The following is a 17836-nucleotide window of genomic DNA, read 5'->3' on the forward strand; positions in this document are numbered from 1 at the left end:
CGGACGCCGCCGATGACCGCCACCACCCCGAGTCGACCACGACCGCGGGTCGACGTCCGACAGGTCCTCGACCGGGACGACCGCCGGCACGACGGCCCGGACGCCCGGGTCGTCGCCCTGGCCCCCGTGCCCGTGCTCATCGCGGCCCTCGCGATGCGACCGCTGCTGCAGGGCATCTCGTGGTGGGTGTCCGGCGTCGTCGTCGTGGCGGTGCTCGTCGCCGTCGTGCTCGCCGTCCGCTCCCGCCCCCGCGGTGTCCGGTTCGCCGCCCTCGTCGGCGCGCTCGTCCTCGGCTCGTGCGCGGTCGCGCTCCTCAACGACTCGGCACCGCTCGGGTGGCTCGACCGGGACGGTGCGCTCGGGCAGACGCTGGCGGCGATCCGGCTCAACCCCGCGCCGTTGCCGCAGACCGACGCGATCCGCCTGGTCGTGACCGTGGCGATCGCCTGGGTCGCGGGGGCGTCGCTGTTCCTCGCTGCGATCGCCCCGACGGCGGCGCTCGCGGCCGTGCCCGCGCTCGTGATCCTGCTCGTGCCGGGCGTCATCACCGGTGAGGCACCGGCGGCGTGGCTCGTGGTCCTCACCGCGGTGGCCTTCCTCGCGCTGCTCTGGACCTCGGTCCGCCCGGTGCAGCGGGTGCTGCCTGCCGCCGTGGTGGGCGTGATGGGACTCGTCGTCGCGGTCGGGTTGCCGGCACTCGTCCCCCTCGACTCCGGGTGGCTCTCCGGCGTCACGGGGTCGGTGCGGTCCCCGATCCAGCCGGGCCGTCCGGGCACGCTGCTCGAACTCGGGCAGGACCTCCGCCGGCCGAGCGAGCTCGAGGTGTTCCGGTACCGCTCGGCCGACGGGCGGCCGCAGTACCTCAAGCTCGCGGACCTGGACGAGTTCGGCTCGGGGGACTGGGTCCCGACGGTGACCGACGCGAGCACCGCCGACACCGCCGACCAGTCGCGGTGGGTGGTCGGCGTGAACCCGCGCCTGGCGGGTCGCGCCGACGTGACGGTGCAGATCACCGGTCTGTCGAGCAACTACCTGCCGCTGCCGGCCGGCGCGATGTCGATCGAGTCGAAGTCGACGAACCTCGACCTCGGGCAGTGGCGCTGGTCCGGGGACACGAACACCGTGCGGTCCACGGGCCCGGCGACCGCTCGGGGTGCGACGTACGAGGCGTACGGCGCCTCGGTCTCGGCGAACGCCTACCTCGACGCGGTGGCCGCCTCCGGCCGGCTCGCCCAGGCGGACGGGCGCGGTTTCCGGACCCCGTCGGCGGAGCAGCTCCGGATCGACACCGCGTTGCCGGACGACCTGCCCGCCGTCATCGGCGACACCGCCGCCCGCGTCGAGGGCGGCACGGCGTCCGACTACGAGCGGGCGCGCGCCCTCGAGTCCTGGTTCCGCAGCGGCCTGTTCACCTACTCCGAGACGGCACCCGTCGAGCGGGGCTACGACGGTGACAGCATGGACGTCGTCGCGACCTTCCTGCGCGAGCGCTCGGGCTACTGCGTGCACTTCGCCTCGGCCATGGCCGTGATGGCCCGTACCCTCGGCATCCCGTCCCGCGTCGCCGTGGGTTACCGCGCCGGTGCGGCACGGGAGGACGGCCAGTACACGGTGTCGAACCGGCAGCTGCACTCGTGGCCGGAGCTGTACATCCGCGGCGCGGGTTGGGTGTCGTTCGAGCCGACACCGGAGTCCGACGGCGCAGCACAGGCGGACTCGACCCCGACCTCGACCCCCTCGGCGGTGCCCTCCGAGACGCCCCTGCCCGCTCCGGGTGAGACGACCGCTCCCACGGCGTCGCCGAGCGCCGAGCCGAGCGCGTCCGCGGGTGCGGACGCGGCCGGCGGGACGGGCGGTGGGGGCGCCTCCACGGCCTGGGGCGGGCTCGTCGGGGTGCTCCTCGCGCTGGTGCTCCTCGTCACCCCCGGCGTGCTGCGGGCGTTCCGTCGGCACCGACGCACCGCCGCGGTGGCGGCCGGTCGCGACCCGGCGGTGACGGCCTGGCGGGAACTCCTGGACGACCTCGCCGACCACGGGTTCGCCCCGGCCGCGGCACCACCCGGTGACGCCGCGGCCGCCGCCCGGACGGCGCGCGCGGTGCTCGGACGGCTCCGCACGACGGTGCCGCCGTCGGTGCTGCCGCACCTGCAGACCGTCGTCGACGCGGTCGACCGCGAGCGCTACGCGGCGGGCGGCGCGGTCGACCCGCAGACGCTCCTGACGGCGCTCCGGGAGGCCCGTTCCGCGTCCGACGCGTCGGTCTCCCGCCGGCGGCTGGTGCGTGCACGACTGCTCCCGCCGAGCCTGCTGCCGTCGTCGGCGTGGTCGCACGGACGGCCGGTCACCTCGGCCGGATGACCGCCTCGACCATGGCGGCGACGGCGTCGCCCGGGTCCACGCCGTCGAGCGCGGGCGCGTCGAACACGATCCCGGAGTTCGCCGCGACGAGCAGCGCCGCGAAGGTGTCGAGCGGCATGCCGGGCTCGACGTCCGGGTGCGCGGCGAACCACCGACGCACGAGCTCGCGGACGCCGTCGTGCAGGTGCCGGCGCTGCCGGACGAACTCGGGCATGAACTCGGGGTGCCGGATCGCGTAGCCCCGCAGCTCGGACAGCAGGGCGAACTGGGCGCTCTGGTCGTGCCGACCGAACGCCGCACGGACGGCGTCGCCGACGTCCACGGCCTCGATGTCGACCCGGACGAGTTCCTGCAGCGACCGGAGCACGAGGTTCGTGGCCCGCTGCATGACGTGGGCGACGAGGTCCTCCTTCGATGAGAAGTTGGAGTAGACGGCGCCCTTGCTGAAGCCGGCGGCGGCGGCGACGTCGTCGAGCCGGGCCTCGTGCACGCCCTGCTCGGCGAACACGCGGGCGCCGGCGGTGAGCAGGCGCTCGCGGACCTCGGAGCGGGGTGTGCGCGGGACCGAGGTCGCTCGGTCGGAGCGTGGTCCGGGTGTTCCCGGAGCGGTTGCGTCGGCCATCGGATCCTGTTCCGGGACTCTGCTGGTGCGGGGCGGTCGGCGCTGCCGGTGGTGGTGGCGGTGCGCCTGCGGGCCGGGGGAGCCGCGCCGTGCGCCTGACCTCGCGCGGTGCGGTGGCCCCTCGTGCCCGCACGTCACGGGCGAGACCGCCGTCTTCGGGTCACGTCGGTCCGACGTCCGTGAGGGTGCGGCCGGGTCGATACCCGGCGGTCTCGAGTGTACGACGGGTCGGTCGCCGATCCCAGTCGCGGTGTCAGCCCTGGTCGGGGTCCGCGGGATGTGGCGTCTCCGGGTCGGTGTGCACGCTGCCCGCTCCGGCACGGCGACCCGGGCGGCGGAGCAGCCGGACGGCCTCGGGGCGGACGAGTCTGCGGCCCCGACCGCGCCCGCGGCGCAGCAGGGACGCGAGCTGTGACTGCGGCTGCCAGTTGCGGCCGTTCGGCAGACCCCAGCCGCGTCGGACCGCTCCCCAGCGCAGCACGAGCGAGAGCAGGATCGCGACGAGGATCCCGATCGAGGGCGAGCCGAGGTACGACGCGATCACCATCACGGCCGAGGCGGCGACCGCGACGGTGGCGTAGAGCGCGTTCCCGCCGAACACGGCCGGCACCCGGCGGAGCAGCATGTCGCGCATGGCCCCGCCGCCGACCGCGGTCACGGTGCCCATGATGATCGCGGCGGGCCACTCGAGCCCGGCGTCGAAGGTGCGCTGCACGCCGACGACCGCCCAGAACCCGATGACGGCGGCGTCGAGCACGGTGAACAGGCGGTCCCAGGTGCGTTCGGAGAACGACACGAAGAACGCCACGAGCGCGCCGGCGACGGCGACCGGCAGGTACAGCGGGTCGGTCAGGGCGACGGGCGGTCCGTTCTGCAGCAGCACGTCGCGGAGCAGACCGCCCCCGAGTCCCGACACGAACCCGACGACGAGGAACCCGAACAGGTCGAAGTCCATGGTCCGCGCGATCGACCCGCCGAGCAGGGCGGACGCGAAGACCCCGGCGAGGTCGAGCACGTTCGTCACGGCCGCCAGCCCGTCGACGGTCAGCAGGTTCATGGGGACCATCCAACCGCACCTCGAGGGCACCGGATGTGGGAGGGGGTGTCCTCCGCCGTTTCCCTGGAGGCGGAGGACACCCGCACCGCGGGGTCTCGACGGGCGGAACCACCGTCCGGTGACCCGGCGCGATGCATCGCGAGTCGCGACGGGAGCAGCGTACCGCGGCGCGCTGCGGAAACCGACCCCGGTCGACCCGTCCGGTCCGGGGACGGCCGTGGGGCGCGCCTCCCGGCCGCGGACACGGACGGGCCCTCCCACCGGTGCGGTGGGAGGGCCCGTCCGTGTCGAGCGGCGTGGCCGGGAGGCCCGTCAGCCGTCCGCGCGGACCGTCGCCTCGCGCGCGGCCCGCTTCCGACGGACCAGCACCAGCGCGGTGACCCCTGCGAGGAGCAGGAGTGCCGCGGCGAGGGCCGGTCCGGCGATCTCGGCACCCGTGTAGGCCAGGGGCCCACCATCGGCGTCGTCGAAGCCGCCACCGGCGATCGGGACCGCGACGAGCCCGCCGTCCGGGTCGGTCGCACCGGGCACGGTCGGGTCCGTCGGGTCGGCCGGGTCGGCCGGGTCCGTCGGGTCGGTGCCCGGAGCCGGCACCGGCTCCTCGCCGGGCGCCGGCGCGACGAGCACCGGAACGGTGACGGCGAGCGTGATCTGCTGCCCGTTCGGCAGCTCGACCACGAGCGGCTCGTCCGAGGTCTCGACCGCGGCGGCCGCCAGGCGGGCATCCGCGGCCCGCTCGGCGGGCTCACCCGGGGTCGCCGCGCCGGGCTCCGGGACGGTGAAGGTGAGCGAGGCGCGGCCCTGCTCGTCGGTCTTGTCGACCACCGTGGTGTCGATCGGGGCGGACGCGAGCTCCGTCCCGCCGGCCGACACGGAGACCGTGCCGCTCTGGTCCCCGGCGTTGCTGAAGACCAGCGACGACAGGTCGACGGTCACCTCGTCGCCGGGCTGGAAGCCGCCCTCGGGCTCCGGCGTCGTGGTGACACCGACCGCACGCTGGTCCATCGGCGGCTCGACGGCGTCGTGCGCCGCGAAGTAGTCCGCCTGGGCCTGCAGGTCGACCTGGCCGGAGTCGGCCTTGTCCGTGCCGGCTGCGAAGGCGGCGAAGTTGTCGCCGCCCGTCGACAGGAACGAGTTGACCGTGACCTTGAGGGTGTCGTCGAGGGCGATCGGCTCGCCGTCGAGGGTCATGCCGGTGATGCGCTCCCCGCGGCCCTTCGCGGGGTCGTACGTGTAGGCGAAGCCCGCCGAGACACCGAGCTTGAGGAACGGACGCTCGAGACCGTCCGGTTGCCACTGCTGTTCGAGCGCGTCCTTGATCTGCTGCCCGGTCATGTCCTCGGTGACGAGGGTGTTCGCGAACGGCTGCACGAGGGCGGCTTCCTTGTAAGAGACGCTGCCGTCGGGGTCCCCGGCACCGCTCGACGCGTACACGAGGTCGGTGCGGAGGCCGCCCGGGTTCATGAACGCGACCTGGGAGCCCTGGCGCTCGGTCGCCCAGCGCTGGACCTCTGCGATGTTGTTGCCGAGCGTGGACTCGCCGCCGCGGTTCTCGGTCTTGCCGTCGGACTGCAGCGCGCGCCGCAGGTCGCCGGTGATGGTGCCGAGCTGCTCCTTGCCCTTGACGTCGGCGATCGCCTTGGCGTCCGCGACGGTCTTCGCGACCGCGGTGACCGAGGTCGTGTCCGCCGGCGCGGCCGGGTCGGTGTTGACCGGCTTGACCGAGGAGGTGATGCCGGTGAGCGTGCCGTCGGCGGCGACCGTCATGCGGAGGTGGCCGTAGGAGACGCCGTAGGAGCCCGCCTGGATCACCGGACGAGGGGTGCCGTCGGGGCCCGGGATCGAGTGGTTGTACGTCGCGTGGGTGTGTGCGGAGACGATCGCGGAGACCTTCGAGGACACTCCACCGGTGATCTGCCCGAACGCACCGCTGCCGGTCGCGTCGGTGAGGGCTCCGGTCGTGGCACCCTCGTGCACGAGCAGGACGAGGACGTCGGCCTCGCCGTTCGCCTCGTCGCCGTCGGTGAGTGCGTCGGCGTACCGGTTGACCGAGCTGACGATCGGTGCCATCGCGAGACCCTCGACACCGCCAGGGCTGACGAGGCCGGGGATGAGCGCCTCGGTGGTCGCGCCGATGAAGCCGACCTTGACACCGCCCTTCTCGACGATGGACCACGGGGTGAAGGCGGGCTCGGTGGTGCCCTGCTTCACGATGTTCGCGGAGATGTACGGCCAGTCCGCACGGTCCTCGATCCGTCCGGTCAGGTCGTCCTGGCCCTTGTCGAGCTCGTGGTTCCCGATCGCGCTGACGTCGAGACGCATCTGGTCGAGCACGTCGATGGTCGGGTCGTCCTGCTGCACGAAGGAGGTGAACGTCGAGGCGCCGACGTTGTCGCCGACGCTCGCGAAGATCGTGTTCGGGTTGGCTTCGCGCTGCGCCTGCACGACCGCGGCGAGCTTCGCGGCGCCGGCGGCCTTGTCGGCCGTCGTGCCCTCCGACTCGATGCGGCCGTGGAAGTCGTTGACGTCGAGGATGTCGATCGTCGTGTCGCCGACGGCGGTGCCGGTGACGGGTGCTCCGGCCGCGGTGGCCGGGGCGCCGAGCGCGACGAGGACGCCGGCTGTGGCGAGGGCGGTGCCGGCGACGATGCCGTGCCTCCGCCTGGTGGTGGGCGCGGGGGTGTGGGACGGGCTCATCGGTGTGAGGACTCCTGGTGTGGTGGTTCTGCCCCCGGGCGGGGGACACGACCTCCAGAACCTACGAGCACGCACAGGCGACACGCCAGACCCGGGGCGAGCGCGTCACACGGTGTTCAACTCCGTGAAACGCTCGCCCCCGTGGCGAGCCGTCAGTCCCGTCCGAGCGCGCCCTTCGCCCGCTCGACGACCTCGGCGGCCATCGCCTTCGCGGAGTCCTTCACGACGTCGAGCTCGACCGGGTCGCCCTTGAGCAGGCTCTTCGCCGTGTTCATGGCGTACTCGGCCGTGATGTGCGGCGGCAGCGGTGGCACACTCCGGCTGACGTAGGCGTCGATGAGGGTCACGCCCTGGTGCGCGAAGGCCCGCTCGACGGCCGCGTCGACCTCGTCGTCGCTGTGCACGGCGATCCCCTGGAAGCCCAGGAGCTCGGCGTACCCGGCGTAGTCCATCGTCTCGACGTCCTGCGAGCCGCGCCACATCGGGTTGCCGTCCTCGGTCCGCATCTCCCACGAGACCTGCCCGAGGTCGTCGTTGTGCATGACCACGATGACCAGCTGCTTGTCCTGCCAGCGGTGCAGGTACTTCTTCACGGTGATGAGCTCGTTCATGCCGAGCATCTGGAACGCGCCGTCGCCGATCGTGCACACCGCGGCGCGGTCCGGGAACGCGAACTTCGCCGCGACGGCGTAGGGCATGGCGGCGAGCATCGTGGCGAGGCGTCCGGACATGTCCCCGCGCATCCCGCGCCGCAGGCGGATGTGGTGGCCGTACCAGTCGGCGGTGGTGCCCGCGTCGCAGGTCACCGTGACGCCCTCGGGCAGCCGCTCGTTCACCGCGTGGATGACCCGGCGCGGGTTGACCCCGTCGCTGTAGGACACCTCGGCCTGGCGGCCCATCTCGGCTTCCCACTCGCGCATCTCGCCGGCGAGCTGCTCCTGCCAGCCCAGGTCCGTCTTCTGCTCGAGCAGCGGGAGCACGGCGTCGAGCGTGGCCCCGACGTCACCCCACATGTTGAGTTCGTTCGGGTAGCGCAGGCCGAGCTGCTCCGGCTTGATGTCGACCTGGATGCCGCGCGCCTGCCCGACCTCCGGCAGGTACTCGCCGTAGGGGTAGTTCGTGCCCAGGAGCACGATCGTGTCGCACTCCTTGATCTGGGTCAGGCTCGGACGGGAGCCGAGCAGCCCGACCTGCTGCGTGTGGAACGGCACGTCGGAGGGGACGACGTCCTTGCCGCGCAGCGCGGTGATGATGCCGGCTCCCGCCTTCTCGGCGGCGGCGAGCACCTGGTCCGTCGCGCCCCGGGCTCCGGCGCCGACCAGGAAGGTCACCTTCTTCCCGGCGTTGATGATCTCCGCCATCTTCCGGACGTCCTCGGCCGGTGGGGTGATGCGGGTCGACGCGGGGACGTCGCTCGACCGGGAGACCCAGTGCTCGGCGCCGGGCTCCGACCACTTCATCGCCTGCACGTCGTGCGGGAGCACGATGACGGCGGGCTGCTTCCGGAGCATCGCGGTGCGGAAGGCGGTGTCCACGATGACGCCCGCCGAGTCCGGGGTGGCGATGGTCTCCACGTAGCAGGCGACGTCCGCGAACACCGCTCGAGGTTCGACTCCTGCTGGGTGAAGGTGCCGACCGCGGCGAGGCCCTGCTGCCCGACGATCGCGACGACCGGCTGGTTGTCCATCTGGGCGTCGTACAGCCCGTTGAGCATGTGGAACGCCCCGGGGCTCGAGGTCGCGATGCAGACGCCGACCTCGCCGGTGAACTTGGCGTGTGCGGTCGCCATGAGCGCGGCGATCTCCTCGTGCGTGGGGCGGATGTACTCGACGCCCTCGCCCTTGCCGTCGGCCTTGCCGAGTGCGCCGTCGAACTCGCCGATGCCGTCCCCGGGGTACCCGTACACACGTGTGACGCCCCACGCCTGGATGCGGTCGAGGACGAATTCACTGACGTTCTGGCTCATGCCCCCAGGGTGCTCGCGGCGGGTCCACGCGTTCTCAGCGCCGGGCCTCCCGACCGGCGGCGTCGGCCGCTACTCGGCGGCGATGAGCGGCCGGAGTGTCCGGTGGGCGATCCGGAGGCCTTCGAGGACCTTCACGTCCGTGCCACCCCACAGCGGGTCCTCGTGCTCGACGGACAGCGTGCCCGTGAAGCCGGCCTCGTACAGCCGGTCGACCACGTGCGGCCAGTCGACGATCCCGCGGCCGGGTACCCGGAAGCGCCACCAGCCCATCTCCCACGGGTCCTCGCCCTTGTCGACCTTGCCGAAGAAGCCGTACCGGTTGCGCTGCTCGGGGAAGAGCTCGACGTCCTTCGCCTGCGCGTGCACGATGTGCTCGGCGAACGGCAGGATCGTCTCGACCGGGTCGATGCCGATCCAGGTCAGGTGCGAGGGGTCCCAGTTCAGCCCGAAGCCGAGTCCGGTGACCCAGTCCCAGAGCTCGGGGGAGTACGCGATGTTGCCGGGGTAGCCGTCCGGGTGCCAGCCCTCCATCACGCAGTTCTCGATGATGAGCCGGACGCCGCGTTCGCCGGCGTAGTCGACCAGTTCCGGCAGCACCTGGTCACCGAGGCGCATGTTCTCGCGCACCGACTTCGTCGTGTCGCGGCCGATGAACGTGCCGACGTACGGCACGCCGAGCAGCTGGGCGGCGTCGACCGCATGGAACAGGTGTTCCCTGACGGCGGCACGGCGGTCCGGGTCCTGGTGCAGGTTGTTCTCGTAGTAGGCCAGGGCGCTGATCTCGAGGCCGGTGCGGTCGAGCAGCTCCCGGGTGGCCGCGGCGTCGTCGTCCGTGAAGGTCGCGACGGGCAGGTGCGCGGCCTCGAAGTCGCGGCCGCCGGTGCCGGGCCAGACGGCGACCTCGAGCCGCTCGTAGCCCTCCGCGCTCGCGAACTCCGCGATCCGGCCGAGCTCCCACCCCGGCAGGCAGGCCGTCAGCATCCCCAGCTTCATCGGATCTCCCTCCAGGCGTGGTCGCCGGCGCTGGCGACCACGGTGTCGATGACGCGCGCCGACCGGGCACCGTCCGCGAAGGTCGGCAGACCCTCCGGAGCGGTCCCCGAAGTGACGGCGGTGTACGTGTCCGCGACGAACGCGGCGAAGGCGTCGACGTAACCCTGCGGGTGTCCGGACGGCACGACCGCCAGGCGGCGCTGGTCGGGGGACCCCTGCGACGGGTCGCGGACGACGATCTGCGCCCCGGTCTCGTTGCCGAACCAGGCGGACTCGGGCTGCTCCTGGTCGAACGCGGCCGACCCGAGGGTGCCGTCCACCTCGAACCACAGCCGGTTCTTCCGGCCGGCCGAGACCTGCGAGATGACGACGTTGCCGATGCGTCCGCTGCCGGTCCGGAAGGTCGCGACCGCGGTGTCCTCGGTCGTGACCTCGGCGCGTTCGGCGGCGTCGGCGATCGGGTCGGGGTCCGGCGTGCCCGAGAACGACGGACCGGAGGCTGCGGGCCGCGTCGGGTAGACGATGTCCGTCACCGCGCTGACCGAGGCGAACGGCTCACCCGTCACGAACTCGACCAGGTCGCACCAGTGCGACCCGATGTCCGCGAAGGCACGCGAGGAACCGCCCGCACCGGAGTCGACCCGCCACGAGGACGCGTCCGAGTCGAGCATCCAGTCCTGCAGGTAGTGCCCGTGCACGGCGAGGACCCGGCCGAGGGCGCCGTCGGCGATGCGCGAGCGGATCTCGCGGACGATCGGGTGGTAGCGGTAGACGAACGGCACGGTCGCGACGACCCCGGCCTCGATCGCCGCACGCTCGAGTTCGTCGGCCTGCTCGGCGGAGACCGCGAGGGGCTTCTCGCACACGACGTTGATCCCGGCGCGGATGACGGCGAGGGCCTGGGGGTGGTGCTGGTCGTTGGGCGTGCAGACGTGCACGACGTCCGGCCGGTCGGCGATCACGGCGTCGAGGTCCTCGTACCCGCGTTCGACCCCGAGCTGCTCGGCGACCTGGACCGACCGGCGGTGTGTGCGGCCGAGCACTCCTACGACGTCGGCACCGGCCGCCCGCGCCGCCCGCACGTGCACGGCGGCGATCATCCCGGTCCCGATCACGGCGACCCGCAGTCGTGCGCTCCGCGGCTCGACCCGCGGTGGACCGGCGAACTGCTGGTCCGTCCCGGGTGCGTGGACGTTGCCCTCTGTCGACATGGTGCTCCCTCGCGCCGTCCCGACGCTCCCGCGCGTCGGCACCGTCACCACCGTACCGGCGGGACCCGGCCGTGCTCGGGAACCGGTGAGTACGGTCTGGGGCATGGCGAGCCTCCAGACCACACTGCTCATCCTCGGAGCCAGCGGCGACCTGTCCAAGCGCCTGCTGCTGCCCGGCCTCGCGACCCTCCTCGAGGTGAAGGAGGACTGGGAGATCCAGCTCGTCGGCGCCGGGGTCGAGGACCTGTCCGACGCGGACTGGAAGCACCTCGTGCACGAGGCCTTCGAGGACGCGCAGGCGTCGAAGAACGAGGAGGACGAGGGCGCGACCGGTGAGAGCAGGCTGTCCCCGCGCCTCCAGGCCGTCGTCGACGCGTCGTCCTACCGCAAGGCCGACGTGACGGACGCCGACGACCTGCGGACGCTGCTCCGCGACTGCCGGCACGACCCCGCGATCTACTTCGCGCTGCCGCCCGCCGTCACCGAGAAGAGCTGCGAGCAGCTGGCGCACCTCGAGCTGCCGGCGCACACCCGTCTCGCCCTCGAGAAGCCGTTCGGCACCGACGCCGAGAGCGCCGAACACCTCAACGACCTGCTGCACTCGTTCCTGCCGGAGTCACGGATCCACCGGGTCGACCACTTCCTCGGCCGGTCCACGGTGCTCAACCTGCTCGGCCTGCGGTTCGCCAACCGGATCATCGAGCCGCTGCTGTCGTCCCAGCACGTCGCGCGCGTCGACATCGTCTACGACGAGACCCTCGGACTGGAGGGCCGTGCCCGCTACTACGACAAGGCCGGCGCCCTGGTCGACATGATCCAGAGCCACCTGCTCCAGGTCATGGCGGTCGTCGCGATGGAGGCCCCCGCGTCCATCGACGCCGAGGACCTGCGCACGCAGAAGGAACTCGTGCTCCGTGCCGTCCGTCCGTGGGGCGGTGACCCGCTCACCGCGGGCAGGCGCGCGCGGTACACGGCCGGGGCGGTGGGGGACCGGTCGATGCCGTCCTACGCCGACGAGGAGGGCGTGGACCCGTCGCTCGGCACCGAGACCCTGGCACAGCTGACGCTCGAGATCGCAAACTGGCGCTGGGCCGGGGTGCCGTTCACCCTGCGGTCGGGGAAGGCGCTCGGCAAGCAGCGCCGCGAGATCCTCATCACGTTCAAGGACTCGCCGCACGTGCCGAACGGGCTGACCGGAGCGGTGCTGCCGGACCGGCTCTGCATCTGGATCGCTCCCGACGAGATGCAGCTCGAGCTCAACGTGAACGGCCCGGGCGACCCGTACACGGTGGACCACACCGCGCTGACGACGACGTTCAACCCCGGCCGCCTCAGTGCCTACGGCGAGGTGCTCGCCGGTGTCCTGGAAGGGGACGCGACGCTGTCGGTCCGCGGGGACAGCGCCGTGCAGGGGTGGAAGGTCGTGGAGCCGTTCCTCGCCGCCTGGCGGGCCGGGGACGTGCCGCTCGACGAGTACGCCGCGGGCTCGGGCGGACCGGACGACTGGGACAACGTCGACAGCTGAGGTCCGGTGCCGGGCTCGGCGTAGCGTCGGGAGACGTGACCACCATCGATGACGTCCTCTCCACCGTCCCCGAACCCGCCGGCGCCGACATCCGCGTCGAGCGCGTCGACTACGTCCACGAGGACGCGCCCCTGCAGGGCGTGCTCGCGAAGGACGCCGCCGTCGCCGGACCGCGCCCCGCCGTGCTCGTCGTGCATGACTGGCACGGGGTGAACGAACACGTCGAGGCGCGGGTGACGATGCTCGCCCGACTCGGCTACGTCGCCTTCGGCGCGGACGTCTACGGCGCTGGCGTCCGCCCCGCCGACGACACCGCGGCCGAGGTGGCCGGCCGGTTCTACGGCGACAACGCGCTCTTCCGTGCGCGCCTGCTCGCGGGCCTGGACCGACTGCTCGAGGACCCCGACGTCGACGCCTCGCGGGTCGTCGTGATGGGCTACTGCTTCGGCGGTACCGGCGCCCTGGAACTCGCCCGCACCGGTGCCGCGCTGGCCGGGGCGGTGTCGTTCCACGGCGGGCTCATCACGCACGACCCCTCGGACGCGCACGAGGTCCGCGCGAAGCTCCTCGTGCTCACCGGCGGGTCCGACCCCGTCGTCCCGGACGAGGCCGTGCACGCCTGGCAGGACGAGATGCGCGGTGCGCCCGAGGTCGACTGGCAGGTCGTCACCTACGCCGACGCGATGCACGCCTTCGCGGTGCCCGGCACCGATGCCCCCGACCACGGCGCGCAGTACCAGGAGCGTGCGGACCGCCGGTCGTGGCGGGCGCTGCAGGTGTTCCTGGCCGAGGTGTTCGACGAGGAGCTCACGGTCTCCTGATCGCGACGACACGCCGAGCACGAGGGTGGGGGCTGCTCGATTGGCGCTGCGACCGGAGCTGTTGTAGAGTCTTCCACGGCTCGCAAGGGCCACGCGCTCGTAGCTCAATGGATAGAGCATCTGACTACGGATCAGAAGGTTGGGGGTTCGAGTCCCTTCGAGCGCACAGTACTGCACCACGACGAAGGCCCCGGAGATCATCTCCGGGGCCTTCGTCGTCCTCCCCGAGTGACACTGGATCGACCCCCACGGCGACCGGGCTAGACGGGGAGCATGCCCGAAGACCTCGACCAGACCGTCGCCCCGTTCCTCGACGCCCTGCGGGACCACCACGCGGTGAACCGGTACAGCTTCTCGCCGCCCGGGCACCGCCAGGGTCGTGGCGTGGACACCGAGACCCTGTCGGTGCTCGGCGCGGACCCGTTCCGGAACGATGTGCTCGCGAGCGGCGGCCTCGACGACCGGACGTCGTCGAACGGGTACCTCGCGCGCGCCGAGGCCCTGATGGCCGACGCCGTGAGAGCGGACCGCGTCTTCTTCTCGACGTGCGGGAGCTCCCTGTCCGTGAAGGCGGCGATGCTCTCGGTCGCGGGCATCGAGGGGGGCATCCTGATGGGTCGCGACGCCCACAAGTCGGTCACGGCGGGACTGGTGTTCTCCGGGCTCCAGCCGTACTGGGTGGAACCGCGGGTCGACGCCGACCAGGGCATCTCGCACCCGCCGTCGGCCGAGGACTACGCCGCGGTGTGGGACGCCCACCCCGACGCGGCTGCCGCGGTCGTCGTCAGCCCGACGCCGTACGGGACGTGCGCCGACATCGAGGGCATCGCCGCGGTCTGCCACGAGCGCGGCAAGCCCCTCATCGTCGACGAGGCGTGGGGTGCGCACCTGCCGTTCTCCGACCAGCTGCCCACCTGGGCGATGAGCGCGGGCGCGGACGTCTGCGTCACGAGTGTGCACAAGATGGGGCTCGGGTTCGAGCAGGGCTCGGTGTTGCACGTGCGTGGTGACCTGGTCGACCACGACCACCTGTGGGCCTGCGCGGACATGCTCATGACGACCAGCCCGGACGTGCTCGTCTACGCCGCGATGGACGGGTGGCGGCGACACATGGTGCAGGACGGTGCCGAGCGGATCGCGCGTGCGATCGAACTCGCGGACCGCACCCGGGACCGCATCGACGGCATCGACGGGATCAGCGTGCTGCACGACGAGCTGCTGCACGCCGAGGCGTCACACGAGCTCGACCCGATGCGCATGCTGCTCGACATCCAGCCGCTCGGGATCACCGGGTACCACGCCCTCGACTGGATCCGGCAGCACCACCAGATCGATCTGGGGCTGTCCGACCACCGGCACCTCGGGATCGACATCTCGGTCGCCGACGACGACTTCACCACCGACCGGCTCGTCGACGCGCTCGAGGCCCTCGCCGCCGCGGCACCCGGACTCGACCAGGACCCTCCGGTACGGCTGCCGGACCGCTCGGGCATCCTGCTCGAGTCGGTGGTCACGCCGCGCGAGGCGTTCTTCGCCCCCGCCGAGTCCGTCCCGGCAGCGGAGGCGGTGGGACGCATCGCGGCGGAACAGGCGACGCCCTACCCGCCCGGCATCCCCGCGTACGTGCCGGGGGAGCGGCTGACCGCCGAGGTGGTCGACTACCTGCGGAGCGGGCTCGAGGCCGGCATGGTCCTGCCGGACCCGACCGACGGCAGCCTCGGCACGATCCGCGTGATGCGCGACGTCCGGTAGCGGCCGGGAGGCCCGGGGGATCCCCCGGCACCGCACCCGGCCTGGTCTTCACCCCGGCCACGCCTCGAGCCGCCACGACCCGTCCGACCGCCGCTCGTAGGCGAGGCGGTTGCTCGGCCCGTCCGTCGCGCCCCGCCAGAACAGCATCCGCCGCGGGGTCACCGCGTACCCGCCCCACGTCGTCGGCGGCTCGAGCGGGCGCTCGCCGCGCTCGGCGTCGAACGCCGCCCATCGCTGCCGGCGAGCCGCGGCGGTCTCGGCCGCGAGGTCGGTGTCGTTCACCCAGGCGAGCACCTGCAGGTACCGGGAGCGCGCGGAGTAGGCGAGCCGGGCCTCCCGGTCGGTGACCGGCGCGACGTCGCCGGTGACGACGAGCTGGCGCGCCGCGTCCGGCCAGGCGATCGTCACGCAGGCCCGGGGAGCGGCCGCCAGTTCAGCCGCCTTCCGGCTCCGGGTGTCGGTGTGGAAGTGCAGGCGCTGTCCGTCGAACCGGGACAGCAGGACGGTGCGGGCGGACGGGTAGCCGTCCAGCCCGATCGTCGACAGGGTCATCGTCGGCCCCGGTGCCGATCCGTCGGCCGGCAGCCAGGCCGCGGCGAGGACGAGCGGATCCGCGGGCGGCGGTCCGTCGACGGTCGCCGCGGCCTGTCCCGGCAGGGTGGTCACCGCGGCCCGGCGGGGTCGAAGCGGGCGATCTCGTGCAGCGAGGCCACCGCCTCGGCGAGGGAGTGCTCCCACAGCGCGGCGCCGTAGGACCGGGAGGCGCGGGTCGCGTCCCCGACGACCCCGGCCGGCCCGAAGTCGTCCGACAACCAGCCGAACGACACCGGGCCGCCGTTGAACGCGATCTTCTCGAAGTCCGCCAGGTGGTCCGGCACCCACCGGTCGGCGAGCGGCATGTCGACCAGGTCCGGGCGCAGGTGCAGGATCATCGACGTCTCGGCCGCTCCGCCGTGGATGCCGAGGCCGCGTTCGTCGGCGTCCTCGCCGTCCGGCCCCGGCACGCGGGCCAGGGTCGGCATGAGGAACGTCTTCAACCCGGAGCGCTTCCGGATCTCGCGGAGGGCGACCTGCAGCAGGGCCACGTTCCCGCCGTGCCCGTTCGCGAACACGAGCGTGCCGGCCCCGGTGAGGGCGACTGCGCGACCGATCTGCACGACGGTGTCGAACATCGTGTCGGCGTCGAGCCAGACGGTGCCCGGTGCCCAGCTGTGCTCGTCGGACTTCGTGAACGCGAGCGTCGGGAGCTGCCAGACGTCGAGTCCCTCCGCTGCCGCTCGTTCGACCGCGGCACCGCCGATGTGGTCGGCGAGCAGGAAGTCGGTGAGCAGCGGCAGGTGTGGGCCGTGGTGCTCGACGGCCCCGGTCGGCTGGACGACGATCGTGTCGGCGGTGAAACCGGCGGCGACGGCCGGTCCGGAGAGTTCGGCGAGCTTGCGGGTGCCGGTGGACGTGCCGACCGTGCCGCTCACTTGCCGAACCCGGGGACGGCGGGCTGCGCGGACGCTGTCGACCCACCGGAGTGCACGAGCGACGGGTCGATGACGTGCCCGGGGTTGAGCAGCCCGTCCGGGTCGGTGCGCTGCTTGAGGGCGAGCAGCTCCTCCACCCCGTGGTCGACGTAGTACTGGTGCGGGCTGTGCACGCGGACGCCGAGGTCGCGGAGCAGCGGGTACCCGGCGTAGACGTCCTCGGCGCCGGTGTAGGGCGCGGTGAGCATGCCGATCGGACCGAGGTGCGCCGCCTCGATGTGCAGCATGCCGCGGGGGTACACGGCTTCGACCTCCGCGATCCGGTCGATGAGCGCCTCACCGCCGACCTCGACGTGGAAGTACTCGGTGTCGGGCGTGTTCCGCTTCAGCCACCAGATCGGGTGGTTGTAGGACAGCATCGACACCTTCGTGGTCTGCTGCAGTCCCTCGCGGACGTCCTCGACCGTGCCGCCGGCCAGGCCGATCAGGTCGCGCGCCTCGTCGAGCGTGACCGCGTCGATGATGCCCCGGAGGCTGGCACGGCCGGCGACGATGGCGGCGTCGGTCGGCAGGGTGGCGGCGACCTCGGTGCGGTCGGCGCTGACGAGACGCGGCACCGGGGTCAGTCCGCGGAGGGTGCGCACGGCTGCGAGCGCCTGCTCGAACGTCGGGAACGACGCGTACAGGGCCCGCCAGTCCTGCAGCGGTTCGAGTCGGACGGTCGCGCGGGCGATGACCCCGGCCGTGCCGTACGTGTGCACGAACGGCTGCGCCTCCTCGCCCTCGACGTGGCGCAGGCCGGGCTCACCGGGCAGCGCGATGTCGAGCGCCGTGACGAAGCCCTGCCAGTTCGACCCGTGCGCGATCGACCCGGTGCCCCCGGAACCGCCCGACAGGAACCCGCCGATGGTCGACTGCGCGGTGGACGGGTACATCCAGAGCTGCTGCCCGGCGGCCGCGGCGGCCTGTTCGAGGGCGACCATCGACGTGCCGGCCTCGGCCGTGATCCAGCCGTCGCCGACCTCGACGACGGCACGGGCGCGGGAGGTGTCGAGCACCAGGCCGCCGTGCAGCGGGATCCCCTGGCCGTAGTTGCCGGTGCCCTTCCCCCGGGTGGTCACGGGGACGCCGTGTCGGACGGCGGCCTGCAGGGTGGCGGCGATCTCGTCGGCGCTCACGGGGGAGGCGACGAGGTCCGCGAGCCCGAGCGGCAGCTGCTCGCTGAGGATCGGGCTCATGGTCGCCTCGTCGACGGAGGCGCGTGTGCGCGTCCGTTCGTCGGCGCTGACCCCGCGCTCGCCGAGGAGGTCGACCAGTTCGGTGCGGAGTGCCTCGAGTGCGGCGGGCGGGACGGGGGCGGTG

Annotated in this window: 14 protein-coding genes and 1 tRNA gene; 5 read left to right on the plus strand and 10 right to left on the minus strand. The window is 72.9% G+C overall.

The window, feature by feature from the left end:
- Window positions 1–12 precede the first annotated feature (12 nt).
- Window positions 13–2358: a DUF3488 and transglutaminase-like domain-containing protein gene (locus DEI83_RS08695; RefSeq protein ID WP_111081556.1), complete on the plus strand. Its 2346-nt coding sequence runs from the start codon at window positions 13–15 to the stop codon at window positions 2356–2358.
- On the opposite strand, the gene DEI83_RS16125 is transcribed toward DEI83_RS08695, so the two are convergent.
- The 7 genes from DEI83_RS16125 to DEI83_RS08725 all read right to left on the minus strand — a co-directional run bounded on the left by DEI83_RS16125 (window position 2342) and on the right by DEI83_RS08725 (window position 10904).
- Complete coding sequence (locus tag DEI83_RS16125; protein ID WP_111081557.1) at window positions 2342–2980, minus strand: TetR/AcrR family transcriptional regulator; 639 nt, start codon at window positions 2978–2980, stop codon at window positions 2342–2344. The genes DEI83_RS08695 and DEI83_RS16125 overlap by 17 nt on opposite strands.
- A gap of 253 nt (window positions 2981–3233) precedes the next feature.
- A complete protein-coding gene (locus DEI83_RS08705) occupies window positions 3234–4037 on the minus strand; it encodes a trimeric intracellular cation channel family protein (protein WP_111081587.1) in 804 nt (267 codons plus the stop codon).
- Window positions 4038–4349: 312 nt separating this feature from the next.
- Window positions 4350–6734, minus strand: a complete 2385-nt coding sequence (locus DEI83_RS08710; RefSeq protein ID WP_111081558.1) for a bifunctional UDP-sugar hydrolase/5'-nucleotidase — start codon at window positions 6732–6734, stop codon at window positions 4350–4352.
- 152 nt (window positions 6735–6886) lie between these two features.
- Window positions 6887–8245, minus strand: coding sequence for a thiamine pyrophosphate-dependent enzyme (locus DEI83_RS08715; RefSeq protein ID WP_375334657.1), 1359 nt, complete (start codon window positions 8243–8245; stop codon window positions 6887–6889).
- The gene (locus DEI83_RS16225) at window positions 8191–8700 is read right to left on the minus strand and encodes a thiamine pyrophosphate-binding protein (RefSeq protein WP_258371131.1); all 510 of its coding nucleotides are present in this window, start codon (window positions 8698–8700) and stop codon (window positions 8191–8193) included. Before DEI83_RS16225 ends, DEI83_RS08715 begins: the two co-directional genes overlap by 55 nt.
- 69 nt (window positions 8701–8769) lie before the next feature.
- On the minus strand, window positions 8770–9693 hold the full coding sequence (locus tag DEI83_RS08720; RefSeq protein ID WP_111081559.1) for a sugar phosphate isomerase/epimerase: 924 nt from the start codon (window positions 9691–9693) through the stop codon (window positions 8770–8772).
- On the minus strand, window positions 9690–10904 hold the full coding sequence (locus tag DEI83_RS08725) for a Gfo/Idh/MocA family protein (RefSeq protein WP_111081560.1): 1215 nt from the start codon (window positions 10902–10904) through the stop codon (window positions 9690–9692). Before DEI83_RS08725 ends, DEI83_RS08720 begins: the two co-directional genes overlap by 4 nt.
- A gap of 103 nt (window positions 10905–11007) precedes the next feature.
- Between DEI83_RS08725 and DEI83_RS08730 the strand changes: the two genes are divergently transcribed.
- From DEI83_RS08730 to DEI83_RS08745, 4 genes are all read left to right on the plus strand, one after another.
- Window positions 11008–12429 (plus strand): glucose-6-phosphate dehydrogenase, encoded by a 1422-nt coding sequence (locus tag DEI83_RS08730; protein WP_111081588.1) that lies wholly within the window; start codon window positions 11008–11010, stop codon window positions 12427–12429.
- Between the two features lie 35 nt (window positions 12430–12464).
- Window positions 12465–13250 (plus strand): dienelactone hydrolase family protein, encoded by a 786-nt coding sequence (locus tag DEI83_RS08735; protein WP_111081561.1) that lies wholly within the window; start codon window positions 12465–12467, stop codon window positions 13248–13250.
- 93 nt (window positions 13251–13343) lie between these two features.
- A tRNA-Arg gene (locus DEI83_RS08740) sits at window positions 13344–13416 on the plus strand.
- 107 nt (window positions 13417–13523) lie between these two features.
- Window positions 13524–15002, plus strand: coding sequence for an aminotransferase class I/II-fold pyridoxal phosphate-dependent enzyme (locus DEI83_RS08745; protein WP_111081562.1), 1479 nt, complete (start codon window positions 13524–13526; stop codon window positions 15000–15002).
- Between the two features lie 48 nt (window positions 15003–15050).
- On the opposite strand, the gene DEI83_RS08750 is transcribed toward DEI83_RS08745, so the two are convergent.
- The 3 genes from DEI83_RS08750 to DEI83_RS08760 form a co-directional block, all read right to left on the minus strand.
- Window positions 15051–15668, minus strand: a complete 618-nt coding sequence (locus DEI83_RS08750; protein ID WP_220036768.1) for a pyridoxamine 5'-phosphate oxidase family protein — start codon at window positions 15666–15668, stop codon at window positions 15051–15053.
- Entirely contained in the window at window positions 15665–16474 is an 810-nt protein-coding gene (locus DEI83_RS08755) for a creatininase family protein (protein WP_111081563.1), read from the minus strand. Before DEI83_RS08755 ends, DEI83_RS08750 begins: the two co-directional genes overlap by 4 nt.
- Window positions 16471–17836, minus strand: a 1366-nt coding sequence (locus tag DEI83_RS08760) for an FAD-binding oxidoreductase (protein WP_309146586.1), incomplete at its 5' end; no start/stop codon positions are given. The genes DEI83_RS08760 and DEI83_RS08755, both read right to left, overlap by 4 nt.

Source organism: Curtobacterium sp. MCBD17_021 (assembly GCF_003234525.1).
GTDB lineage: Bacteria > Actinomycetota > Actinomycetes > Actinomycetales > Microbacteriaceae > Curtobacterium.

What these genes read in the sequence shown, in the direction of transcription:
- DEI83_RS08725 (WP_111081560.1), bottom strand. Translation starts at nt 10,904, where the DNA reads ATGTCGACAGAGGGCAACGTCCACGCACCCGGGACGGACCAGCAGTTC.
- DEI83_RS08705 (WP_111081587.1), bottom strand. Translation starts at nt 4,037, where the DNA reads ATGAACCTGCTGACCGTCGACGGGCTGGCGGCCGTGACGAACGTGCTC.
- DEI83_RS08695 (WP_111081556.1), top strand. Translation starts at nt 13, where the DNA reads ATGACCGCCACCACCCCGAGTCGACCACGACCGCGGGTCGACGTCCGA.
- DEI83_RS16125 (WP_111081557.1), bottom strand. Translation starts at nt 2,980, where the DNA reads ATGGCCGACGCAACCGCTCCGGGAACACCCGGACCACGCTCCGACCGA.
- DEI83_RS08710 (WP_111081558.1), bottom strand. Translation starts at nt 6,734, where the DNA reads ATGAGCCCGTCCCACACCCCCGCGCCCACCACCAGGCGGAGGCACGGC.
- DEI83_RS16225 (WP_258371131.1), bottom strand. Translation starts at nt 8,700, where the DNA reads ATGAGCCAGAACGTCAGTGAATTCGTCCTCGACCGCATCCAGGCGTGG.
- DEI83_RS08745 (WP_111081562.1), top strand. Translation starts at nt 13,524, where the DNA reads ATGCCCGAAGACCTCGACCAGACCGTCGCCCCGTTCCTCGACGCCCTG.
- DEI83_RS08730 (WP_111081588.1), top strand. Translation starts at nt 11,008, where the DNA reads ATGGCGAGCCTCCAGACCACACTGCTCATCCTCGGAGCCAGCGGCGAC.
- DEI83_RS08715 (WP_375334657.1), bottom strand. Translation starts at nt 8,245, where the DNA reads ATGCTCCGGAAGCAGCCCGCCGTCATCGTGCTCCCGCACGACGTGCAG.
- DEI83_RS08720 (WP_111081559.1), bottom strand. Translation starts at nt 9,693, where the DNA reads ATGAAGCTGGGGATGCTGACGGCCTGCCTGCCGGGGTGGGAGCTCGGC.